Source organism: Vibrio sp. LQ2, from assembly GCF_023920125.1.
Lineage (GTDB): Bacteria > Pseudomonadota > Gammaproteobacteria > Enterobacterales > Vibrionaceae > Vibrio > Vibrio fluvialis.
In genome coordinates, this window is the sequence record NZ_CP085308.1 from 2,885,865 (window position 1) to 2,905,681 (window position 19,817).

The window sequence follows — 19,817 nt, forward strand, 5'->3', positions numbered from 1 at the left end:
TTAGAATTTCGACTCAGAAAAATGATACTCACATCACTCTATGAGGAACTATTTAAATCTTCCACCTCTCTTCGACGTCATAGTTGAAGAGGTGATGTCTTCGACACCTCTACTTTTCACACAATAGTGAGTTGCCTCGATTTCAACAAACACATCTTGCGTGCCTAAAAGAGTTTGCAGAGCTACAAACACCTGAGATGTAAGCCTCTCCTGAGCTTGTGGTCTCTTCGCAAAAAAACGCACAATTCTATTTATTTTAGATAACCCAATGACCTTATCTTTCGGTACATAGCCGATCGTTGCCATGCCATCGAAAACGACCAAATGGTGTTCACAAGTACTGGTAAAACTAATGTTTTTTACAACAATTTCTTCATCAGCATACATTTTATTCTCAATGGTGGTAATTTTGGGGAAGTTGGCATAGTCCAAACCAGAGAACAGTTCTTGAATAAACATCTTTGCAACTCTTTGCGGCGTTTCACTCAGACTGTCATCAGTCATATCTAGAGATAATGCCGACATTATTTGCTTAGTGGCATTTTGAATAATTTCAATTTTCTCATTTTTAGTGAAAGAATCTAATGTCACTGGGGTTTCTAATCCCAATGACGCCAATCGTTCCCTCACTAATAATGCTTCTTTACTAAATCTGATAGCATCCATTTTTATACATCATTTAACCACGGGTCTCGAGATACTTGTCTAATCCCTGTTTTCTCAATACACAGGAAGGACATTCACCGCAACCAGACCCAATAACGCCGTTGTAACAAGTTAGGGTCTTATTTTTTACTAAATCAAGAGCCCCGTATTTATCAGCGAGCTCCCAAGTTTGGGCTTTATCTAACCACATTAGCGGCGTTTTTATTGTCAGGGGATACTCCATCCCTTTATTTAAAGCTTCGTTCATCGACTTGACGAACTCATCCCGACAGTCAGGGTATCCTGAAAAATCTGTTTCACATACGCCAGTTATCACGGTTTTAGCTCCAAGTTGATACGCGTATATGCCAGCTAATGTAAGAAACAAGATATTACGACCTGGCACAAACGAATTTGGTAACCCGTTGCTTTGAAGCTCATGAGATACAGGAATATCATCACGAGTTAACGAACTGATAGCGAGTTCATTTAGAAGAGAAACATCCATTACTTTATGTGTTGTAACTCCTAACTCTTTACCCAGTGATTTTGCGACTTCAATTTCCAACTTATGACGCTGACCATAATCAAAAGTAATTGCATGTACTTCATCGTATTGAGTCAATGCTTGTATTAAGCAAGTAGTCGAGTCTTGACCTCCACTAAACACAACGACGGCTTTATTCATTTATTTTTCCTTATGCTATCTGCAAATATTTGTGAGTTTGTATAGACAATCTCCAATTGTTTTTAATACAAGCTTCAATACACAGTTCTGTAGCTCGTGTTTTTTGGCTAATCGGCTGAAGTGCTAAAACTATGTTGTTGTGTACATCAAACTTAGAAAGGAGTTCATGCAAATTTTCGATATCTTTATGAGTGCCAACTGGATGCTTTATCTCATTTGCTCGTGATAAAGCTTGTGCTTTCATATTGAATCCTCCTTTCATACCTAACTTAGGCGATACCGTTACCCAGGCACTTTCACTAACTTTTACGTCAAACGTTCCACTTGTTTCTATTTGACACGTAAATCCAGCTTTTTCAAATTGAGACGTAAGTGAAACTAAATCATACATACAAGGCTCTCCTCCTGTTATCACGAGATGCCTTGCCGTATAGCGCTCCATACAATGTAATAAAATATCTTCAACAGAAATTTGACACCAACGTTGACTATCTACCTTTTTATTCTTCACTATGTCAAAAGAGCTTTCCTGATCTGGGTCAACTTCCCAGGTGTGTTTTGTATCACACCAGGCGCAACCAACCGGACAGCCTTGTAATCTTAAAAAGATTGCAGGCGTACCAGTCCACACACCTTCACCTTGAATCGTTTCAAAAAGCTCATTAACTTTTAACAATTGGAACTCCTCTCTCTAACTTGCCATATAAGTTCGTCAAGTATTGTGTAACCAAGGATATGTCTTGACTTAAATTTTGCAGTTGGTTCCACTTCTTAACGATAGGTTCACCATCTGAATCATTCCCTAGCTCCCAATATCCTTGACTCCAAGAGCAATAAGGTTTGACGCGAAATAGTTGTTTAACACAGTACTCAAAAAACACGTCTTTCGTTTTCTTTGTCTGGTAGGAATAGTAAATTTCATCAAATAACTGCCCTAATGCTATTATTCCTACCCCGTGGAATAGTCGAGACTCTCTCGGACGCTTTCCCCAATCATCGTAAAAAACTTCTCTTACGGCACTAAAATAGATACTCAGCAGATCGACAGCCTCAACACAATCACCGGAACTATATGACCCGCCACTGATTTCACATAAATCATACAATGCTCCTTCTCTTAAACTGTTATTCACCATTTTCATCAGAGAATTATCAGCAATTAATCCAGCAGGGTTAGTCGTTAATTTTATCAATCCCTTAAGTGAAGATTTAGGCTCATAGTTCAGCAACTGAACTATCAATGAAGGTAATCGCTTACGTGTAAGATCATCACTAAAAACCCCACTAGCATGAGGTAGTAACTCATAAATAAGGCCTCTAGGAAGAGGTTTCGCGGAGTTAATCAAGAGAAATTGTTGCCGTTCAAACTCAGTATCATCATTTATAAAAAGACAGACTGAATATTGAAAGTCTTGACGTCCGGATTGCCTCAATGCAGCCACTCTTTGTTGCCCATCAACTAAAACAGCACTATTTGTACCTTCAGGGATGTTCAGTTCAAAAACACCATTATCCAGAGTTTTAACAACGGTGTCAGACGTCAAGCACATAATTATAGAGTTTGGAATCAAAGCATTGTCGGAACGAATATAAGTGGTGATATTGTCTACATGCTTTCTTAGTTCAGTGCGTTGATATCCTTCAAGAGTATTATCTTGAGTTCGAAATATTCTAGAAATCGTACAAATTGACTCGATTTCAGCGATATCCATAGTTGTAACAAACAACTTAACATCACTGCATTGCTCGACCCTTAATGCAACCTTCTTCATCGTTACTCCTGAGCATCTCTTTATAAAAATTATTCAGGTTATGGAAACCTCGACGTTTATTTCGCTCTGAACCTCTGTAAATCATCACCTCAATGCCTATCTTCCGGCATATTGGACAACTACAGGTTTTCCAAGGCTTATCTTTTAATGTTTCTTTGTATTGAGTCCGTAGAATATCTTGGCGAGAGGATAATAAGCTTTCATAACTTAAAACTGAATCTAATGTTGATTCTAAATCTAGTCTACCAGAATCATAATTTCTCAATGAATCCAATGCCTTAGCTTCTCTATCCTTTACCAATTCCTGGTCTAACCGACCAGAGGAAATTTCTCGTTTTACAGCCTGATTATCACTGGATTGAGGAACTCGTATCGCACTGTACGTTTTACTGCCAAAACAATAATTTTTTTTAGGATCCAAGAATGCCTGTTTAAGTGGAGTTGTAGTATCTAGGCTATACACGTTTAGAGACTTAAATTTATCTATTAACCCAATTCTTCCAATACCAAGTAAATGAATTCTAATATCGCGTGTTGAAGCGTGTTTTACCTCTTCTAGCAATCGACATATTTGAATTGAATCTAGTGTGATAATGCCTCCCATTGTAATGTATTTGTAGCCCATTTTTTGTAAGCTTAATACGGACTTAACGTAACTCTGTAAATCCCATCCCTGCGCAACACCATAGGGCACAAAATTATTTCCTTTCGCCGTTTTTAAAAACTCAGCGGCATTTTCAAGCGTCATTTCAACTCTAAGTTCTTTGTCCTCAGGAAGTGAGTAACGATTGCTACTTCGATCATCTCTATAACCAAAAACAATATGGTCAAGTGAAACACCTTGATTCACCCCGGTCTTAACATAAAACTCTATCAGTTCATCAACTGTATAAGGTGGCTTTTCCTCTTTAGCGTAAGAAAATGCACCACTATCTCCCATGACTTCATAACGATTATTAAGACGGAAAAAACGATGAGCACCTTCACGGAATAAGCGATATCTTTGTCCTTCCGTATAACGGGTTTTACTCGTAACACCGGGAACGCCTTCTACTATAGCCTTAGACATAAGTATCCCGTCATATGGACGATTAAGTAACTCATGTGCATAAACATCGTCACGCTGCCTTACTCGGAGAATCGTCTTTTTCTCAGAGACAAAGTCAAAGTTTGGATCAACAAAATCTAGACTATCTGGAAAAAAAAACTTCATACTCTCACCTCCGAATTAAAGCATATACGAAAATTTGTAGTGGTACGGTGAATTTGGCCACCTTATTAGAGGTGTTAAGATACACCTCATAGCATGACAGGTGAAACTATGACCAAGCGTACCAGACGCACTTTCAGTGCGGAATTCAAACTCGAAGCAGCGCAACTTGTTCTCGTTGCCCGTCTCAAGGCGGGCAACCTTGTGAACCTTAAGCACAAAGCATCCAACCCGCACCCTGGCATCCGCTTGGTTTCGGGTGTTTTGCGCTTAAGGTTTCACCATTTTTACTGAGTATGAAGGAATGGCAGGATGGCGACGTTAAAGTATCAGTTTCATGTGGAAGGTCTGGAGGACGACACGCTGGTGGTGCGTGGGTTCGACGGGCAAGAAACGCTTTCCAGCGAACGCATCAATGGGCAACCGTGCCACGGTTTTCGTTATCAACTGGAGCTGGCCAGTCGGCTTGCTAATTTAACGCCGGAGATGGTGGTGGATAAAGTCGCGGAGCTGACGCTCTATCGCGACGATATGCTGGTTCAGCGCGTGAACGGCATCGTGCGCCGCTTTACTCAGGGCGATACCGGCCATCATCACACCTTCTATTCACTCACGTTGGTGCCTGCCTTAGAGCGTTTGTCTCTACGCCACAACAGCCGCATCTTCCAACTCAACACTGTGCCGGAAATCCTCTCTGTTCTGCTGCAGGAAATGGGCATCAACGATTACGCCTTTGCGCTGACCCGCGACTGTGCGCAGCGTGAATTCTGCGTTCAGTACCGCGAAACCGACCTCGATTTTTTCCATCGCCTAGCGGCCGAAGAAGGGCTGGTGTACAGCTTTATCCATGAAGAGGGCAAACACACGCTGATATTCAGCGACGCCTCAGAGAGCCTACCGAAACTCTGTGAGCCAATTCCGTACAACACGCTGGCGGGCGGCATGATTGAATCACCGTACATCTCGGCGCTGAGCGTGCACACCCAATCGGAGGTGAGCCAGACCGCGCTGCAGGATTACAGCTTCAAAAAGCCGGCGTACTCGTTTGCCCAGCAAGCGGTCGGGACCGAAATGGACTATCAGCAGCCAAATTACGAACATTTCGATGCGCCGGGGCGCTATAAAGACGATGTCAGCGGTAAAGCGTTCAGCCAGATCCGCCTTGATTATTTGCGCCGCAACGCGCACACCGCGACGGGAAAAAGCAACCAACCACTGCTGCGTCCGGGGGTGAAGTTTGACCTGCAAGAGCACCTTGATGACACCTTAAACCGAGACTGGTTGGTGGTGAGTGTCACCAGCCAAGGCACGCAGCCTCAGGCGCTAGAAGAAGCCGGAGGTAATGGCGCGACCACCTACGCGAACCAATTCACATTGATCCCGGCGCATCGCACCTGGCGCGCCACGCCGCAAGCCAAACCTCAGGTTGATGGCCCGATGATCGCCACAGTCGTTGGCCCGCAAGGCGAAGAGATCTTCTGTGATGAACACGGCCGCGTGAAACTGCATTTTCCATGGGATCGCTATTCCAACGGTGATGAGCACAGCTCGTGCTGGGTGCGCGTCTCGCAAGGCTGGGCGGGCAGTCAATATGGCATGATTGCCATTCCGCGCATCGGTCATGAAGTGATTGTGTCGTTTCTCAATGGTGACCCGGACCAGCCGATTGTCACCGGCCGTACCTATCACGCCACCAACACCGCGCCGTATACGCTGCCAGACAACAAAACTAAAACCGTGCTGCGCACCGAAACCCATCAGGGGCAGGGCTATAACGAACTCAGTTTTGAAGACCAAGCGGGCAGTGAGCAAGTTTACCTGCATGCACAGAAAGACTTTGATGGCCTGATTGAAAACGACCACACGAGCGTGATTAAGCACGACAAACACCTCACGGTGGAGAACGATCGTTTTACTCAAATCAAAAACAATCAACATCTGACTGTGGGCGGCGAGAGCCGCACCAAAATCGCGTTAGATCAAAGCATTGAAATCGGTGGATCGCTGCATCAGAAAGTGGCCGATAAGACCATTTTCGACTCCGGTAACGAAGTGCACCTTAAAGCAGGCAATAAGTTGGTCCTCGACGCGGGCAGTGAACTCACCATCAAAGCCGCAGGCAGCTTTATCAAAGTCGATGGTGGCGGCGTGCATGTGGTCGGTTCTGCAATCAACCTCAACTCTGGTGGCAGCGCCGGATCCGGCTCGGGTTATGGCGGTAAAATGGCCGATTTGCCACATCAGATGGAGGCCACCCCAGCTGCACCCAATCCACTACCTCTACAACTTTCAGCGCCCACGATGGCAACCTTAGCCATGGCAAACGTACCGCTTGCAAAAATGTGTCAAAGGCAAAGTGATGGCTCATGTCCACGAGATGATTGCCCATGTGAACGAGGTGCCTCATGAGTCAACGGAATACCATTAATTATTGGTTAGTGGTGGATACGATTCGTATCCCTGATGCGATATCGGTGATCGCCAATGAGATGAAAGTCGAGCAAGCGATAGTTTTATTCGCAGGTTCCGATTTTGATTATTTGAAGGACAAAAGCCCATTGGTACTTAATATCGGTAGCAATAGCGCAGTATTAGAGCAGTGGCTAACACTTCCTAACTTTGACTCAAGTTCAGTGATATTTGAGTTAGATTCTCGCTACGATGGATTTGAATTCACCGACTATTTACAGTCACTACTTCAGGTTAAGGTTGATAGTAAAGCCTGTTTTTTGCGGTTTTATACCAATGCTTTTTGGAATCAAACCGCATCACAGCTAAACGATATAGACATTGCAACCCTGTTAGGCCCAGCTCAGGCTATTCACTGGGTGGATACCGCACATAATAAACAAATATTGCACTATCCAGTTCAAGTGTCTGAACCTTCTCAAGCCTTTAACCTGACCTCGCCGATTTTTAAGCTGTGGGTGTAAACATGACCGATAGAACCTATACAATTTTAAAGAACGATTGCTTAAGTCTATTAGCTAAGCGTTTCAACGTGTCTGTTGATGAATTGATCAAACTCAACAGCCAACAGATTAAAGATCCCAATCTCATTTATGAAGGTGACGTTCTAAAGCTTCCAGAAGATTTAATCCAGCCCATTGAGTTTGATGGTTCTCGTATTGACTTAGTTGAGCCACCGACTCGGCCAAATTGCGGTAACGATACGTGCCAAAGTCCCATGAAATACGATGACATATTGTACGTGCCTGCCCACCCTAAAACGGGGAAAAAAGCTTGGTATGCCTTAACCGAGCAAGCCAAAGAAAAAATTGCAATAGAAAGGGCGAACATGGCGCAAGCTATAGTTGAGAATGATGCCGAAGCCACGATGAAAAACCTCAATAAATTGGGCTTAATTTCAAAGTTTGCGGCAAAAGTTCACGAACAATTTATGACACCAGAAGAGGTTGAAAAGTATAAGGCCCTCTTACTGGCTAATCTTGTGATTAAAAATGAAGCATTTAGAGTTGATGGGAGGAATCCCAATGACTTTTTGCTTGATGTCGCTCTATTGATTGATGTGCCACTGGAAGAAACTCGTAAGAAGTTATCTGATCGAGAGCAAGCAAAAAACAGGCACTTATACTACGGAAAATTCGGTAGTTTATATCGTCCATCACCAGAAGGCCCAGTGTTTGAAAAACAGATCAATCACCAGTTACGGACTTTGATTATCGACAAAATTAAAGAAGAGATCGAACGGCTTGAAAAGGCTGCCGAAAATGCCGCAAAAGGCCATGTGGCTGATGATGGCAGTAAATTTATTTACGATAAGCAGCTCAAGTACTTTACCAGTACTCACCAAAATGCGTTGGCATTATTGATACGGCAAATGCATTCCAGCCGCGGTAAGTCTGAGCAAAATTTGCTGAGCATGGGCGTGAAACGTTCTCGAGCTTATTTAACATCGTGGCCAAAACAGTTACAACAAGCCTTAGAACAAGGTTCTCGTATGATGATGCTTTCTGTTCAAGAGCAACAAAATTTCGTTGCTAATCAAAAAGCGTTTGTATGTGCGGTAAGTTTAAAAAGTCTCAACCATTATGGTTTGGTCATTAAAGAGCAGTGTTTAACTTTAAATCAGTTGGAAGGCGAATCTGGCATCGCATGTGGCCCTGCAACGTTAAAAAAAATTCGCAATTGGCGAGAGGCGGGCAAAGCACTCGATATCATCAATGACAGTCAGCTAATCGAAAACCTGTATGCAGAAACGGCTGGCGATCAATTTGATAATGATCTTTTGGATGTTAATCTCAACCGAATTATCACAGGCCCGGCAGCGTGGTCCTACTTTACGGCGACAGCACTGAAAGCTGTTATCGATGCGACAATCAATAAACATAAAAATGCTCTGTCACAGGTACTGGGTAGCGGCGCTTCAACTCCGATTGATGAACTGTTTAAGCAATTACTTTGGGTTAAAAAACTCGCGATAGCTCGCTTAGAATACTTAAAATCACTGGCTCAAAAACGCGCTGCGCAAGGTGCAGGTAGTTTAGAGTTTACTCTGGGTAATGAAAGCGAAATGCCGCCGACGCTGACCCTGCTATGGGATGAAACTAAATATAAGCCTAAAGAAAAGCAGAAGTCAGGTTTTATTAATAAAGCAGAAGCTAACGATCTCCAAGCGGTGGAGTGTTGCTTACTTTCAGATAAGAAAGTGTTCTATATCCGAGGCCCACATTGGCTTATTCCAGAAAACAACGAGGATCGAGAAGCGGCCATAGCGGCAGGGCATGTACGAGTAATCACCGAAAGGATAACCTTTAGCGCAACGAAATCAACAGGCAAAAATATTGTCGAAGCCGGTTCATTGACTGACGCACTGGATGCGCTGAGTAAGCCAGAAAATAAGTTGGATTTAATGCCTATCAAAGCTAGTGCTGAGTTTGACACTGCATTCTGGCAAGATAGCTACCATTACCAAGGTGGTAAAGGACCAAATGGTGAAACATCGGCTTATTCGGTTGATGCGGGTGCTCAGTTATTGCGCTTATCTACTAAAGCTGAAGCTGATCTCAATTCACCGGTAAGCTCTTACCAAAACTTAATCAAAAAGCGCCGAAATATAGGTGGTTCTGGCTCAATATCTGCTCAGTTCACGGCTCTGCAAGGGCAGCTTAGTTTTGCATTTTGGCTCCCGTTTATCCCTGAAAATAAAGCGATGAAGCCAGAGCAGGTGGAGCAAGTGAAAGGGTATGATATTAGCTTAACCTACGTTGATAAACACAGTCGTGAACATAAATATGAAGCTGGTGATTTGCGGGTTTGCATCGCAGGCTCAGTTTACGGATTGGCTGCTGCATCATGTCAATTAAGCGCTAAGGTCGCTATAGGGCCGAGTGATGTGAGTGACGGCTTTGGTATTAAAGGCAGTACTATAGGGTTATTGGATCCCAATATTTACGATGCTTATACCTTTGGGGGGGGCAATTTAAGGAGTGCAGGACAAGCCGGTTATGCCGGAGAAGCTGCGATTAGTGTGGATGCATTTGCTGGGGTAGAGGCAGGGGGTACTTTAGGCGCTGCGGTGTATTGGGCTCCACCTGAGGTTAAGTGTGTAACTCAGAGTAAGCCTCCTAAGCCACCGAAAAAGTTGGGCTCAATTGATGGCGAACTATCAGGTTCATTTGGTGCGGGTTATCACGCCGAGTTTCGTTTGCTGATTCAAGGTGGAGTTATCATCTTAGTGGCTTCAGCGGGCCTAGTTGTGGGACCTGGCTGCACAGGTAAAGTGGCGATTAATCTTGATGCTAACGCCGCTGATGAGTTTATTGGTTGTTTACTTGGCGTGTTAAAACAGAGTCATTTCCGCCGCTTAGCGATTTTCGGAGAGGCGGATGCCGATGGCATTAACGATAGTTTTAACGAACTCAATAGCTTAATGACGCTTGCGTTCGGTCTGGGTTTGGGGTTGGCGCAGGTATTGCTGATGCCTGCAACAGCATTAACGGATTATAAGCAGCAGGTACTGAGTCAGGAATATGCGCCACTATTGGCTAGCCGTGTTTTGGATTCTGAAAAACAAACTGTTACACAACGCTGGGTTGTGGCTTTACCTCCTGAGACATTGAGTAACTTATTCTTGAGTTTGATTCAAAAACAGACAAGCTCAAGACGAGATAGTAATGGCCTCGTAATGGCAACGGCAGAAGAGGATAACGAAACTCAAGCCCAAGCTATTGTACAAATTATGCAGTGGCTAACGGCAGATACGAGCGTTGGTGAAGAAGCCAACCAAAGACAGTGGAAAGAAACCCTGATTGCTATGGGGAAACTTCCTGCTGGTAAAAAAGACCATCAGGTGGAGTGGCAAACCTATCAAGCCCAGTGGCTAAGATTGGCAAGGTTTGTGAAAAGTCGCAGTAATAAAGACTTGATGGATTATTTTGATCAATACTCTAAGATACTTTGTAAAAATATGGTTCTAACTCGTTATGATGAGTCATTCCAGAGCGGCCTGCTGGCTGGAATTCCAAAGCCAACCCAGTATTTTGCTTACCCGATTGGCATGGTACAAAATCCAGTGGTCGGTCAAAAAGTGCAAATATGGCTAGAAACAGAGTCACAAAGTGAGCTAGTGAAAAAGAACGAAACTATTATCAATTGGAGTATCCATGAAGCCTTATCCTAATCGAATTGCCCGTTTTGTCTTGCTGCTGAGCATTATGATTGGGCTGGTGGCTTGTAAGCCTAACCCACAAGACGATATTGCCCTATTTCAGCCATTTATTACCGAAAATATTAATAAAAAATCTGATGACCCTTATATCTCGAGCACCGTAAAGCCGGGAGATAAGCTGTATGAGATATTGGTCAATATTCAGCATGGAAGACATGATATAGCCGCGAATCAATTACAAGATATGATTGAAGAAAATGATATCGATGCAATGGTCTGGTGTGCAAAACTTATATATCGTTCTAGCGTTAATAATATACCCAAAGCATTGTCTCTTTATCAAAAAGCAATGGATGATGGTAACCCTTATGCATATATCATGCTTTCTCCAGGTTTAATCAGTAGTGGTTGTGTTAGATATTTTGGCGAAAAGAACTGTACACTAGAACATTTCAATAAAGCCATTGAACTTTTTAAACCTCTCGCTGCGCAAGGGGATCTGCGAGCCCAGTATTTTTTACTAAAACAGCAAGAGTTAGATCAATCGAAAGAGACTCGGGCTCAGTATATTCAAGAGGTGATTCGATTTTCTCAAGCACATTATTACCAACCCTTGATGGACTATGTAAATACTATTTTAATTCGTCCTCAAGATAAATTTAAGTATGAAGCTAAAACTCCTGAATTATATCAATTAGCAATTCAGTTGCTAACTGTCGCTGCTAATAATAATTATATACCAGCAATAGAGTTTCTTGTTCGACAAGACTCCGATCTAAAAAGTAATGATGATTTATATTTAAAACTAAAAACTCTAGGCGGCACACATTTTTATAAGACTAGGTTTTTTGAGTTTAAAAACGAATTTAATAATAGACAATTATATTGCTATGCTACTTTGTATGAGGCTATGACAGGGTCAGACAAGTTATTTATTGGTATAGAAAATGAGGAAAATATAGCTGTAGACTGTAATATAGAGGAAAGTATGAAAGCAATGACACCAATGGTATACATAGATGGTTTTACTCGCCGTAATGATTGGGTGGATTAAACTTTCATCTATACTCACTTTTCTAGATATTCGTGTTTAGGAACGGATATGGTCACAACAGGGTATGCCGCCGTTCTGTGCGGCTAGGTGACTCACCAGCGGCGTAAACATCAGGTGCTGTTTGCTGATGGTGATGTGGATGCCTTTCTCTGCGATACCTAAGAGCGCTGCACGCAGCGCTTTTTTCTTTCCTCTCTTTTCATCTACACTTATCTCCTCAATGGAGACTAAGGAAATCTTATGGTTACAGCGTTGTATGCCGTCATTTTGGCTGGGTTATTGATAGGGTTGGCGGTGCAGGTGATCAAGCAGCGTCGGCGCCATCAGGTGAAGTATATGGATGGGGGCGTGAATGCGTTGACTTTGGCGCGCAGTGCGCAGGGCAATGCCGCGGAGTATATTCCGATCACGTTGATTTTGATGGGCTTCGCAGAGTTCAACGGCGCGAATGTATGGTGGCTGCATGCGACGGGCATTGCTTTCATTCTCGGTCGTTTGCTGCATGCCAAAGCGATCTTAAACGATCAACTTAAAGGCCGCATAACCGGAATGAAACTGACTTTTAGCGTCATGATTATACTGATGGTACTGAATCTGATTTATCTGCCGTACGGCAAACTGTTCTGATCACTCGGTCACATGAGGGTGCCGTTTACCTTGGTATTTGGAGAGCTGCTCCCTCAACGCTTCAAAGGTATTGAAAGCACTCGACACAGAGAGCTTGTTCGCCAGCCAATTGGGTAGCATGCCGCCCGGATCGGCAAAGGCGGTGTAGTCGATGTGTGTCATGCCATTGGTTAGTTTTTCCAGTACCCACGTTGCTTTCACCGCTTTGATTCGCACAAATCCTTCCTTCTCCGGATACTGATCCGACGCATCCTCAATGGTTAAAACCAAAGACCCAGGAAACTGCTGAAACTGCGAATACGTCACCATGTCTCTATCGCGAGCTGGCCAGGGCGCCGAGAAACGCGTATAGACAATATTCTCGTGGTCTGAAATCTTTTTGAGGACTCGGCTAGAGGCGACATGGTCAATCCAGTTGGGCAGATTGCTGCTGTTTTCTAGCAGGCTCATGAAGGCTGCGTATGTGGTGGGTACCAACATCTGCGCGCGAATTTCGACTAAACCGTCACGATGCTTGCGAGTTTGGATAGTGATGCCATCCTGGTTTTTAGCCATTTCCCAAGGAACTGGTTGAGCCGTTTCGGCCCAAGAGATCATCGGAAGTAGCAGTAAAAGAGCGCTCAGCCAATGTGCCAACATAAGGTTCCTTGTTTTGCGAAAGAGTATGAATTTCAGTCGGGTACGTTCTGCCCTTTGACTAAGCGTAGAGCGAAATGAAGGCTTCCTGCAAATGCGCCGTTAATGCTAACGCTCAAACAAGGACCTTGGTCATAACAAAAACAGAGAAGTTCTCTTTAGATTGCGTTCTCTGCCGTACGGGGTGGTATGGGCGGAGAACAAAATCGTGTGTCAGATGAGCTGGAAACTGGAGAGAATAAAGATGCCCAACGTGCACGAGAGCAGGGAAAATACGGTGGTCAACGCGATGATGTTGGCGGCCAACGTTGCATTCCCACCCATCGCCCGAGCCATGACGTAACTTGCGGCTGCGGTTGGTGACGCACTCATCAGGAAAATCAGGCCCAAATCCATACCACGGAAACCATAGAGCAGTGCGGCGCCTGTGATCATCACGGGTGAGAGCACCAGTTTATAGGCGGTAGAAAACCAGGCTGAACTTTTGTCATCTTTGAGTGAACGCATATCGAGTGAACCACCAGTGCACAATAGCGCCAGTGGCAGAGTCATGTTGGCGAAGTAATGTCCGGCCTGAGTGACAATGTTGGGGATAGGTACGGCCAGAAAGTAGCACACCACACCGAGCATAATTGAAATGATCAACGGGTTTTTGGTCAGCGTTTTAACGATGAGTTTGCTCGCTTGCACCCCTGTGGTTTCACCTTTGGGCGTCAGAGCGATGACGGCTTGAATGTTATACAGCACCGTTGTCGAGGCAACATAAATAGCAGCCAGAGCCACACCCGCATCTGAATAAGTATTGGCGACATACGCGAGGCCAATAATAGCGGTATTGGCTCGAAAGCCACCTTGAATGATTACGCCTTGGTCGCGCGGGTCACGAAATGCGCGCTTGGTGGTAAAGGTGGTGAAGAGGAAAAACGAAAAGTTGGCCACCAAACCGAAGATGATCAGCGCGGCACTGGAAGAAAAGTCGTGCTTTGAACCCACAATACTGAGAAACAGCATGGCGGGCAGTGTGACTTGAAATACCATACGGGACGCAACTTCAATGAAGTTTTCGTTGATCAGGTTCATGCGTTTAAACACAACCCCCAAAACCAGCATGAGACAAATCGGGCCGGTAATCGACGCGGAAAACTGCAGTTGCTCTATTATCCCTTCCATATCAATCCTTTGAATGTGGTCGCAATTTCATCATTCTTTCACAGATTGAGGAGCGCGAGAAATCAAATTTGCAAAATAGAACGAACGTGCTAAAAATAGAGCGTAATGCAATTATGGTGGCCAATAATGAGTAAAGGAAGAATCACTCGAGAGAATATATTGCAGACGGCATTTGAGCTGGCGAGCGCCAATGGCTTAGAGAGTCTGACTATCGGTGAGTTGGCGAAAGAGTGCGGTATGTCCAAAAGTGGCCTGTTTGCACACTTCAATTCCAAAGAGAATCTGCAAATTGCCGTGTTGGAGTTTGCCAACCAGACGTTTATTCGTCGAGTGATCTCACCAGCCCGCGAACTTGATGACGGTGATATCGAGAGAAAACTGCGTCGGATTCTGGACAACTGGCTGGGCTGGAACCAATCGTTTCAGGGCAGTTGCATGTTTTTGGATGCGTGGAAAGAAGCGGTGCACACCGATTGTGCGATTCAGCAGACACTGAAAGCGTCGATTTCGAGCTGGATTCATTATTTGCAGATTCAAATCCACAAAGGCATAGAGCAGGGACAATTTGTCGCTCATTTGAATGCTCAGCAAGCGAGCTATGAATTGTATGGGCTCTATCTGAGTGCGCATCTGTTTTATTCACTATATGGACAAGAACAGAGTTATCAACACTTTTGGCAGGGCGTGGATGCGCTGCTGGCGCGCTGGAAAAAGGCGTGAAGAATTTGGTTAACTCGCTTTACGTTTAGCGAGTTGGCTTGAACACAAAAAATTTTACCAATAAAAAGCACGAACGTTCGTTTTTGTGCTGAAGGATCGAATCATGAGTGAGAAGATTTATTTCAATACGTCCGGCAAGTTCAGCCTGCGCCGCAGCCTGGTTAACTGGACAACCCGTTTGCACCATACTCTGGCTCCGGCGCATGCTCGTAAAACGGCACGCAAGGTATTGCTAACTCCAGCGCGAATGACGGCGAAGAATCACCCGCCAAAAGGCATGATCAAAAGTCAGGTGGAGTCTGCGGAAGGTAAACTGACCACTTACCGCTTAGGAGAAGGTCCGGTGTGGATCCTGACTCACGGTTGGTCCGGGTCGTCGAGCCAGTTTTTCCCGCTGATGGAGCATATTGCGGCGCAAGGTTTTACGGCGCTGGCTTACGATCATCCGGCGCACGGTGAAAGTGAAGGGGCATTTGGTCATGTTCCGGCATTTGTGCGTGGTCTGGAAGCGATTCTCGACAGTGAACCTGAGTTTGTCGGACTGATTGGCCACAGTATGGGGAATGTCACTGCGTTGGAATGTCGTCATGCCAAACTGGAACGTTGTCCGATGGTGCTTATTGCGCCTGTTCTGGATTATCTGGATAACTTATTCGGTACGGTAGCCCGTTCAGGATACTCCATGCGTCTGTTTGAAGAGGTCGTCAACGAAGTACAGGACGAGTATCGCTATCCTATTCATTCTATCCAGCCCTACCAGAGCCTTAAACAGCGTAAAGCGCCAACCATCATTGTCCATGATGAAAAAGACCGATTTGCTCGCTACGCTGAATCTGATAAGGCGGCGCAGGAAATAGAAAGTGTCACCTTGATTACTACTAAAAATCAAGGACATGGACGAATTATGAAAGGGAATGAAGTTAAAGTGGCATTTGAACAAATTGTTAAAAGTATTGATTAGCTCAATCGTTTGAATTGAAGCACGTATTTTTCCAAATTGTTAAAATTTATGGTGTTGGGATTTCTATTTATTTCAATGTGTTAAATTGTAAGTGATAGTTTTGATAGGCTTAACAATTTCGCAATAATTATTATCTCCTCGTTTGAATCTGTGTGATGATCGCGAGTGCCGATTGGCCTCCTTAAGGAAGAATAATAATGAATAGAAATGATAGTGTCCCTTTACCCCACAATACCCGAGAATGGTTTTTTAACCGCAACAGCCTGATCATCCTTGCCGATGTCGCGCTGTTTTTTATCCTTTTTAATACCCTGCCATTTGAGCCAAATGTCGTTTTAGGTATCAGCATGCTCGCGTTTATCGCTGTGCTGTGGTTGACCGAAGCACTGCACGTGACGGTAACGGCAATACTGGTGCCTATCATGGCCGTATTGTTTGGCGTGTTTGATACGCAGGCCGCGCTCAATAATTTTGCTAACTCGATCATTTTCCTGTTCCTGGGAGGCTTCGCGCTTGCTGCCGCGATGCACCGTCAGGGGCTGGATAAAGTGATCGCTGACAAAGTCCTGATCATGGCTCGCGGCAAAATGAGTGTCGCGGTGTTCATGCTGTTTGGCGTGACGGCTGGTTTGTCTATGTGGATCAGTAACACTGCGACCGCGGCGATGATGTTGCCACTCGTGCTTGGTGTACTGAGCAAAGTCGATGACGACCGTGGTCACAGCACTTACGTTTTCGTGCTGCTTGGCATTGCATACAGCGCCAGTATTGGTGGTATTGCGACCGTTGTTGGTAGCCCGCCAAACGCCATTGCAGCGGCAGAAGTGGGTCTGTCGTTTACGGATTGGATGAAGTTTGGTCTGCCTACCACAATCATCATGCTGCCGATGGCGATTCTGGTGTTGTATCTGGTTCTGAAACCAGACCTGAGCGGCCACTTTGAGCTCAACCGTCAGCCAGTTCTGTGGGACAAAGGTAAAGTGGTCACACTGGCGATTTTTGGTCTGACTGTGTTCCTGTGGATCTTCAGTAAACCCGTCAACGCAATGTTGGGCGGCTTTAAGAGTTTCGATACCATTATTGCGTTGGGCGCGATTGTCATGGTGAGTTTTGCGCGCGTGGTGCACTGGAAAGATATCGAGAAAACGGCGGACTGGGGCGTGCTGCTGCTGTTCGGCGGCGGTATTTGTTTGAGTAACGTACTGAAACAAACGGGTACCAGCGTGTTTCTGGCCAATGAACTGAGTGCGATGATTGCCGACCTGGGCCTGCTGTTCATCGTGCTGGTGATTGCCGCATTCGTTGTTTTCCTGACGGAGTTTGCCAGTAACACTGCCAGCGCGGCGCTGCTCATCCCGGTCTTTGCCAGCGTGGCAGAAGCGTTTGGCGTATCGCCAGTACTGCTTTCTGTGTTGATTGCCGTTGCGGCTTCCTGTGCGTTCATGCTGCCAGTGGCGACTCCGCCGAATGCGATTGTGTTTGCAACGGGTCATATCAAGCAGAGCGAAATGATGCGTGTGGGGATGTTCCTCAACATTGCCTGTATTGCGTTGCTATCTGCTATTGCGATGTTCTTCTGGCAATAAGAAAAAGGCGGAGCTGGGCTCCGCTTTTTTATAGATGCTATTCGGCGTTGGTGCGCGTCAGTCCAAACACCACATGGTCAACGACGCGCCCGTTCAGATTCTCTGCCCGGGTAATTATCCCTTCCTGATTAAATCCAAGGCGCTTGGCAACTGCCTGACTCGCCAGATTACCGCTGGCGGCAGCCAGTTCAACTTTCTCCAGTTGATAGGCGTTAAATGCAAGGTCAATCAAACGAGAAACGGCCCGGGTGACAATGCCTTTCCCCTGGTGTTCTTGTGACAGCCAATAACCAATACGGGCTTTCTGTAAATCGCGGTTGATCTCTTGCAGGCTGCAGTTTCCAACCAATTCCCCACGATAAAACATCGCACATACGACGACTTTGCCGTCGGCATAGTCGTGCAGCATATTCTGGATAAAAAGCTGGAAATCCTGCTCTGAGCGACAATAAGGCGGCCACGCCAACCATTGTGACAAATACGCCTGCTGTTTTGCGACTATTTGGGCATACAAAGGGGCAAACGATTCTTCGATGAGTGCCAGCTGTACGTCGTCATCGACCATTAGGGTAAACATTCTAACCACCTGATTTTGTCTGTTATTTGTCCGGCATGTTGCCGCGCAGAGTAGCATTTTGCGTGCGACGCTCAAAGTTTATTCGTACGTTATATTGAAATGAAACTTGTAGCACATGGTTTTCGTCACGTTATGTAGAAAAACCTCAAAAAAATCAGGAATAAACTGCCTGTTTGTATTAATCTCGAGAAACATAATTATTCAAAAATTTTTAGTGTCAGTTAACAATATGGAATTGCATGCTGAAGACGTCAGCGTCGACTTGCGTCGGGTATTATTGGGCATCGCCCAAGCATTGGATGCGGTGGGGTTCGATGAACTTCATCATAGCCATCGGGTAGGTTATATGGCTTATCGGTGCTCGCGGTTAATGGGCTGGGATGAAGAACAAGCGCAATTGGCTTTTTCTACAGGTCTGGTGCATGACTGCGGCTCCACTCAGTCCTCGGCTTCAATGCCGTTGATCTTTCCCCTTCAAAGCGGCAGTTTTGCCCGTCATTGTGAAAAAGGCTACAAGCTGCTGCTGGAATGCGCGCCGCTTTCGTGTTTTGCCACACCGGTTCTTTATCACCATACGCCGTGGAGTGAGTTGCAACATTTACCGATCGCAGATGCCGACAAGGAGCTGGCAACGCTCATCTGTCTGGTGAACCGTGTTGATCACCTCTATCGCCATCAACCCAAGGATAAGTTTGGTAACTTAAACGCCGAGGCCAAATTGTCCATCGCGCATCAACTGCAGCAGCATTCCGGTACGGTGTTTGAAGCGAACATGGTGCAACATATGACGGAGCTGGTGGATAACGATGATTTCTGGTTCTCAATGAACCCACGCCATATCGAGGCCAAGATGATGCATCTCGATTCGGTGCCTTTCTTTTCCAGCAATATCGGTCTGGATGAAACCATCGATATTGCAGAGCTGTTTGCCAAAGTGGTCGACGCCAAAAGTACGTTTACTTTTCAACATTCGCTCAAAGTTGCGCAGCTCTCGAAGTACCTTGCTAAACAGCTCGCCTATTCACCCAAAATGCAGAAAATGCTTTATCTTGCTGGTCTGGTGCACGATATCGGCAAGTTGTGTACGCCGGATGTGGTGTTACACAAGCCCGGCAAGCTGACGGCGGAGGAGTACACCTGCATCAAACGTCATGCAACGGATACTCGCTTCATTCTGCAAGGCATAATTACTTCACCGCTGATTAATGAATGGGCATCAAATCACCATGAGCGTCTTGATGGCTCGGGTTATCCGCTGGGCAAAATCGCGCAAGAATTGGATCGGCCGAGCCGTATTGTTGCGCTTTCGGATGTGTTTCAGGCGCTGACGCAGTCGCGCCCTTATCGGGAAGGCATTACCTTGCAGCAGGCACTACAGATTGTCGGGGAAATGGTTGACGCCAACCAGCTGGACCGGGAGATTTTTGATTGTCTGACTCAGCACGCGGATTACTGTTATCAGTTGTCGGTGGATGATGACATCGTGATGCAATCACAAGTGATGTAACCAACGATTCGGGCTCCTATTGGGAGCCCGATT

General features: G+C 45.3%; 17 protein-coding genes. 9 read left to right on the plus strand and 8 right to left on the minus strand.

From position 1 onward, the window contains the following. Positions 1–48 precede the first annotated feature (48 nt). Genes folE through dpdA form a run of 5 tightly spaced genes read right to left on the minus strand, consistent with a single transcriptional unit; the run spans position 49 to position 4,318 of the window. A complete protein-coding gene (folE, locus tag LGV68_RS13560; protein ID WP_252535451.1) occupies positions 49–666 on the minus strand; it encodes a GTP cyclohydrolase I FolE in 618 nt (205 codons plus the stop codon). A 13-nt stretch (positions 667–679) separates the two neighbouring features. Next, complete coding sequence (gene queC, locus LGV68_RS13565) at positions 680–1,333, minus strand: 7-cyano-7-deazaguanine synthase QueC (protein ID WP_252535453.1); 654 nt, start codon at positions 1,331–1,333, stop codon at positions 680–682. A gap of 10 nt (positions 1,334–1,343) precedes the next feature. Continuing rightward, entirely contained in the window at positions 1,344–2,009 is a 666-nt protein-coding gene (gene queE / locus LGV68_RS13570) for a 7-carboxy-7-deazaguanine synthase QueE (RefSeq protein ID WP_252535455.1), read from the minus strand. Beyond that, the gene (gene dbpB / locus LGV68_RS13575) at positions 1,996–3,105 is read right to left on the minus strand and encodes a DGQHR domain-containing protein DpdB (protein WP_252535457.1); all 1,110 of its coding nucleotides are present in this window, start codon (positions 3,103–3,105) and stop codon (positions 1,996–1,998) included. Before dbpB ends, queE begins: the two co-directional genes overlap by 14 nt. Next, complete coding sequence (gene dpdA / locus LGV68_RS13580) at positions 3,068–4,318, minus strand: tRNA-guanine transglycosylase DpdA (protein ID WP_252535459.1); 1,251 nt, start codon at positions 4,316–4,318, stop codon at positions 3,068–3,070. Before dpdA ends, dbpB begins: the two co-directional genes overlap by 38 nt. Before the next feature lie 309 nt (positions 4,319–4,627). On the opposite strand from dpdA, the gene LGV68_RS13585 reads away from it, so the two are divergent. The 5 genes from LGV68_RS13585 (at position 4,628) to LGV68_RS13605 (ending at position 12,627) form a co-directional block, all read left to right on the plus strand. Further along, positions 4,628–6,724: a type VI secretion system tip protein VgrG gene (locus tag LGV68_RS13585; protein ID WP_252535461.1), complete on the plus strand. Its 2,097-nt coding sequence runs from the start codon at positions 4,628–4,630 to the stop codon at positions 6,722–6,724. Continuing rightward, complete coding sequence (locus tag LGV68_RS13590; protein ID WP_075989913.1) at positions 6,721–7,248, plus strand: DUF4123 domain-containing protein; 528 nt, start codon at positions 6,721–6,723, stop codon at positions 7,246–7,248. Before LGV68_RS13585 ends, LGV68_RS13590 begins: the two co-directional genes overlap by 4 nt. Positions 7,249–7,250: 2 nt before the next feature. Next, on the plus strand, positions 7,251–10,958 hold the full coding sequence (locus tag LGV68_RS13595; RefSeq protein ID WP_222766794.1) for a LysM domain-containing protein: 3,708 nt from the start codon (positions 7,251–7,253) through the stop codon (positions 10,956–10,958). After that, positions 10,942–12,000, plus strand: a complete 1,059-nt coding sequence (locus tag LGV68_RS13600; RefSeq protein ID WP_252535463.1) for a sel1 repeat family protein — start codon at positions 10,942–10,944, stop codon at positions 11,998–12,000. Before LGV68_RS13595 ends, LGV68_RS13600 begins: the two co-directional genes overlap by 17 nt. A gap of 240 nt (positions 12,001–12,240) precedes the next feature. Beyond that, positions 12,241–12,627 carry an MAPEG family protein gene (locus LGV68_RS13605; RefSeq protein WP_024373929.1) on the plus strand — a complete coding sequence of 129 codons (387 nt, stop codon included), beginning with the start codon at positions 12,241–12,243 and terminating at the stop codon, positions 12,625–12,627. Here the strand turns inward: LGV68_RS13605 and LGV68_RS13610 are convergent, their stop codons facing one another. Both LGV68_RS13610 and LGV68_RS13615 read right to left on the minus strand, forming a co-directional pair. Continuing rightward, positions 12,628–13,266 carry an START domain-containing protein gene (locus tag LGV68_RS13610; protein WP_252535464.1) on the minus strand — a complete coding sequence of 213 codons (639 nt, stop codon included), beginning with the start codon at positions 13,264–13,266 and terminating at the stop codon, positions 12,628–12,630. It lies immediately after the preceding gene. A 210-nt stretch (positions 13,267–13,476) separates the two neighbouring features. Further along, a complete protein-coding gene (locus LGV68_RS13615; protein ID WP_222807239.1) occupies positions 13,477–14,433 on the minus strand; it encodes an AEC family transporter in 957 nt (318 codons plus the stop codon). 126 nt (positions 14,434–14,559) lie between these two features. Here LGV68_RS13615 and LGV68_RS13620 point away from each other — a divergent pair, with 126 nt between their 5' ends. The 3 genes from LGV68_RS13620 to LGV68_RS13630 all read left to right on the plus strand — a co-directional run bounded on the left by LGV68_RS13620 (position 14,560) and on the right by LGV68_RS13630 (position 17,700). Next, the gene (locus LGV68_RS13620) at positions 14,560–15,153 is read left to right on the plus strand and encodes a TetR/AcrR family transcriptional regulator (RefSeq protein WP_061056027.1); all 594 of its coding nucleotides are present in this window, start codon (positions 14,560–14,562) and stop codon (positions 15,151–15,153) included. Between the two features lie 103 nt (positions 15,154–15,256). Further along, complete coding sequence (locus LGV68_RS13625; RefSeq protein WP_154182886.1) at positions 15,257–16,114, plus strand: alpha/beta fold hydrolase; 858 nt, start codon at positions 15,257–15,259, stop codon at positions 16,112–16,114. A 197-nt stretch (positions 16,115–16,311) separates the two neighbouring features. Then, on the plus strand, positions 16,312–17,700 hold the full coding sequence (locus LGV68_RS13630; protein ID WP_020329596.1) for a DASS family sodium-coupled anion symporter: 1,389 nt from the start codon (positions 16,312–16,314) through the stop codon (positions 17,698–17,700). Positions 17,701–17,737: 37 nt separating this feature from the next. On the opposite strand, the gene LGV68_RS13635 is transcribed toward LGV68_RS13630, so the two are convergent. Beyond that, positions 17,738–18,277, minus strand: a complete 540-nt coding sequence (locus LGV68_RS13635; protein ID WP_020329597.1) for a GNAT family protein — start codon at positions 18,275–18,277, stop codon at positions 17,738–17,740. A gap of 229 nt (positions 18,278–18,506) precedes the next feature. Here LGV68_RS13635 and LGV68_RS13640 point away from each other — a divergent pair, with 229 nt between their 5' ends. Then, complete coding sequence (locus LGV68_RS13640; RefSeq protein WP_172571547.1) at positions 18,507–19,784, plus strand: HD domain-containing phosphohydrolase; 1,278 nt, start codon at positions 18,507–18,509, stop codon at positions 19,782–19,784. Positions 19,785–19,817: the final 33 nt, after the last annotated feature.

What these genes read in the sequence shown, in the direction of transcription:
- dbpB (WP_252535457.1), bottom strand. Translation starts at nt 3,105, where the DNA reads ATGAAGAAGGTTGCATTAAGGGTCGAGCAATGCAGTGATGTTAAGTTG.
- LGV68_RS13605 (WP_024373929.1), top strand. Translation starts at nt 12,241, where the DNA reads ATGGTTACAGCGTTGTATGCCGTCATTTTGGCTGGGTTATTGATAGGG.
- LGV68_RS13625 (WP_154182886.1), top strand. Translation starts at nt 15,257, where the DNA reads ATGAGTGAGAAGATTTATTTCAATACGTCCGGCAAGTTCAGCCTGCGC.
- LGV68_RS13615 (WP_222807239.1), bottom strand. Translation starts at nt 14,433, where the DNA reads ATGGAAGGGATAATAGAGCAACTGCAGTTTTCCGCGTCGATTACCGGC.
- LGV68_RS13610 (WP_252535464.1), bottom strand. Translation starts at nt 13,266, where the DNA reads ATGTTGGCACATTGGCTGAGCGCTCTTTTACTGCTACTTCCGATGATC.
- dpdA (WP_252535459.1), bottom strand. Translation starts at nt 4,318, where the DNA reads ATGAAGTTTTTTTTTCCAGATAGTCTAGATTTTGTTGATCCAAACTTT.
- LGV68_RS13590 (WP_075989913.1), top strand. Translation starts at nt 6,721, where the DNA reads ATGAGTCAACGGAATACCATTAATTATTGGTTAGTGGTGGATACGATT.
- LGV68_RS13635 (WP_020329597.1), bottom strand. Translation starts at nt 18,277, where the DNA reads ATGTTTACCCTAATGGTCGATGACGACGTACAGCTGGCACTCATCGAA.
- LGV68_RS13630 (WP_020329596.1), top strand. Translation starts at nt 16,312, where the DNA reads ATGAATAGAAATGATAGTGTCCCTTTACCCCACAATACCCGAGAATGG.
- LGV68_RS13600 (WP_252535463.1), top strand. Translation starts at nt 10,942, where the DNA reads ATGAAGCCTTATCCTAATCGAATTGCCCGTTTTGTCTTGCTGCTGAGC.
- folE (WP_252535451.1), bottom strand. Translation starts at nt 666, where the DNA reads ATGGATGCTATCAGATTTAGTAAAGAAGCATTATTAGTGAGGGAACGA.
- LGV68_RS13620 (WP_061056027.1), top strand. Translation starts at nt 14,560, where the DNA reads ATGAGTAAAGGAAGAATCACTCGAGAGAATATATTGCAGACGGCATTT.
- queC (WP_252535453.1), bottom strand. Translation starts at nt 1,333, where the DNA reads ATGAATAAAGCCGTCGTTGTGTTTAGTGGAGGTCAAGACTCGACTACT.
- LGV68_RS13640 (WP_172571547.1), top strand. Translation starts at nt 18,507, where the DNA reads ATGGAATTGCATGCTGAAGACGTCAGCGTCGACTTGCGTCGGGTATTA.
- LGV68_RS13585 (WP_252535461.1), top strand. Translation starts at nt 4,628, where the DNA reads ATGGCGACGTTAAAGTATCAGTTTCATGTGGAAGGTCTGGAGGACGAC.
- LGV68_RS13595 (WP_222766794.1), top strand. Translation starts at nt 7,251, where the DNA reads ATGACCGATAGAACCTATACAATTTTAAAGAACGATTGCTTAAGTCTA.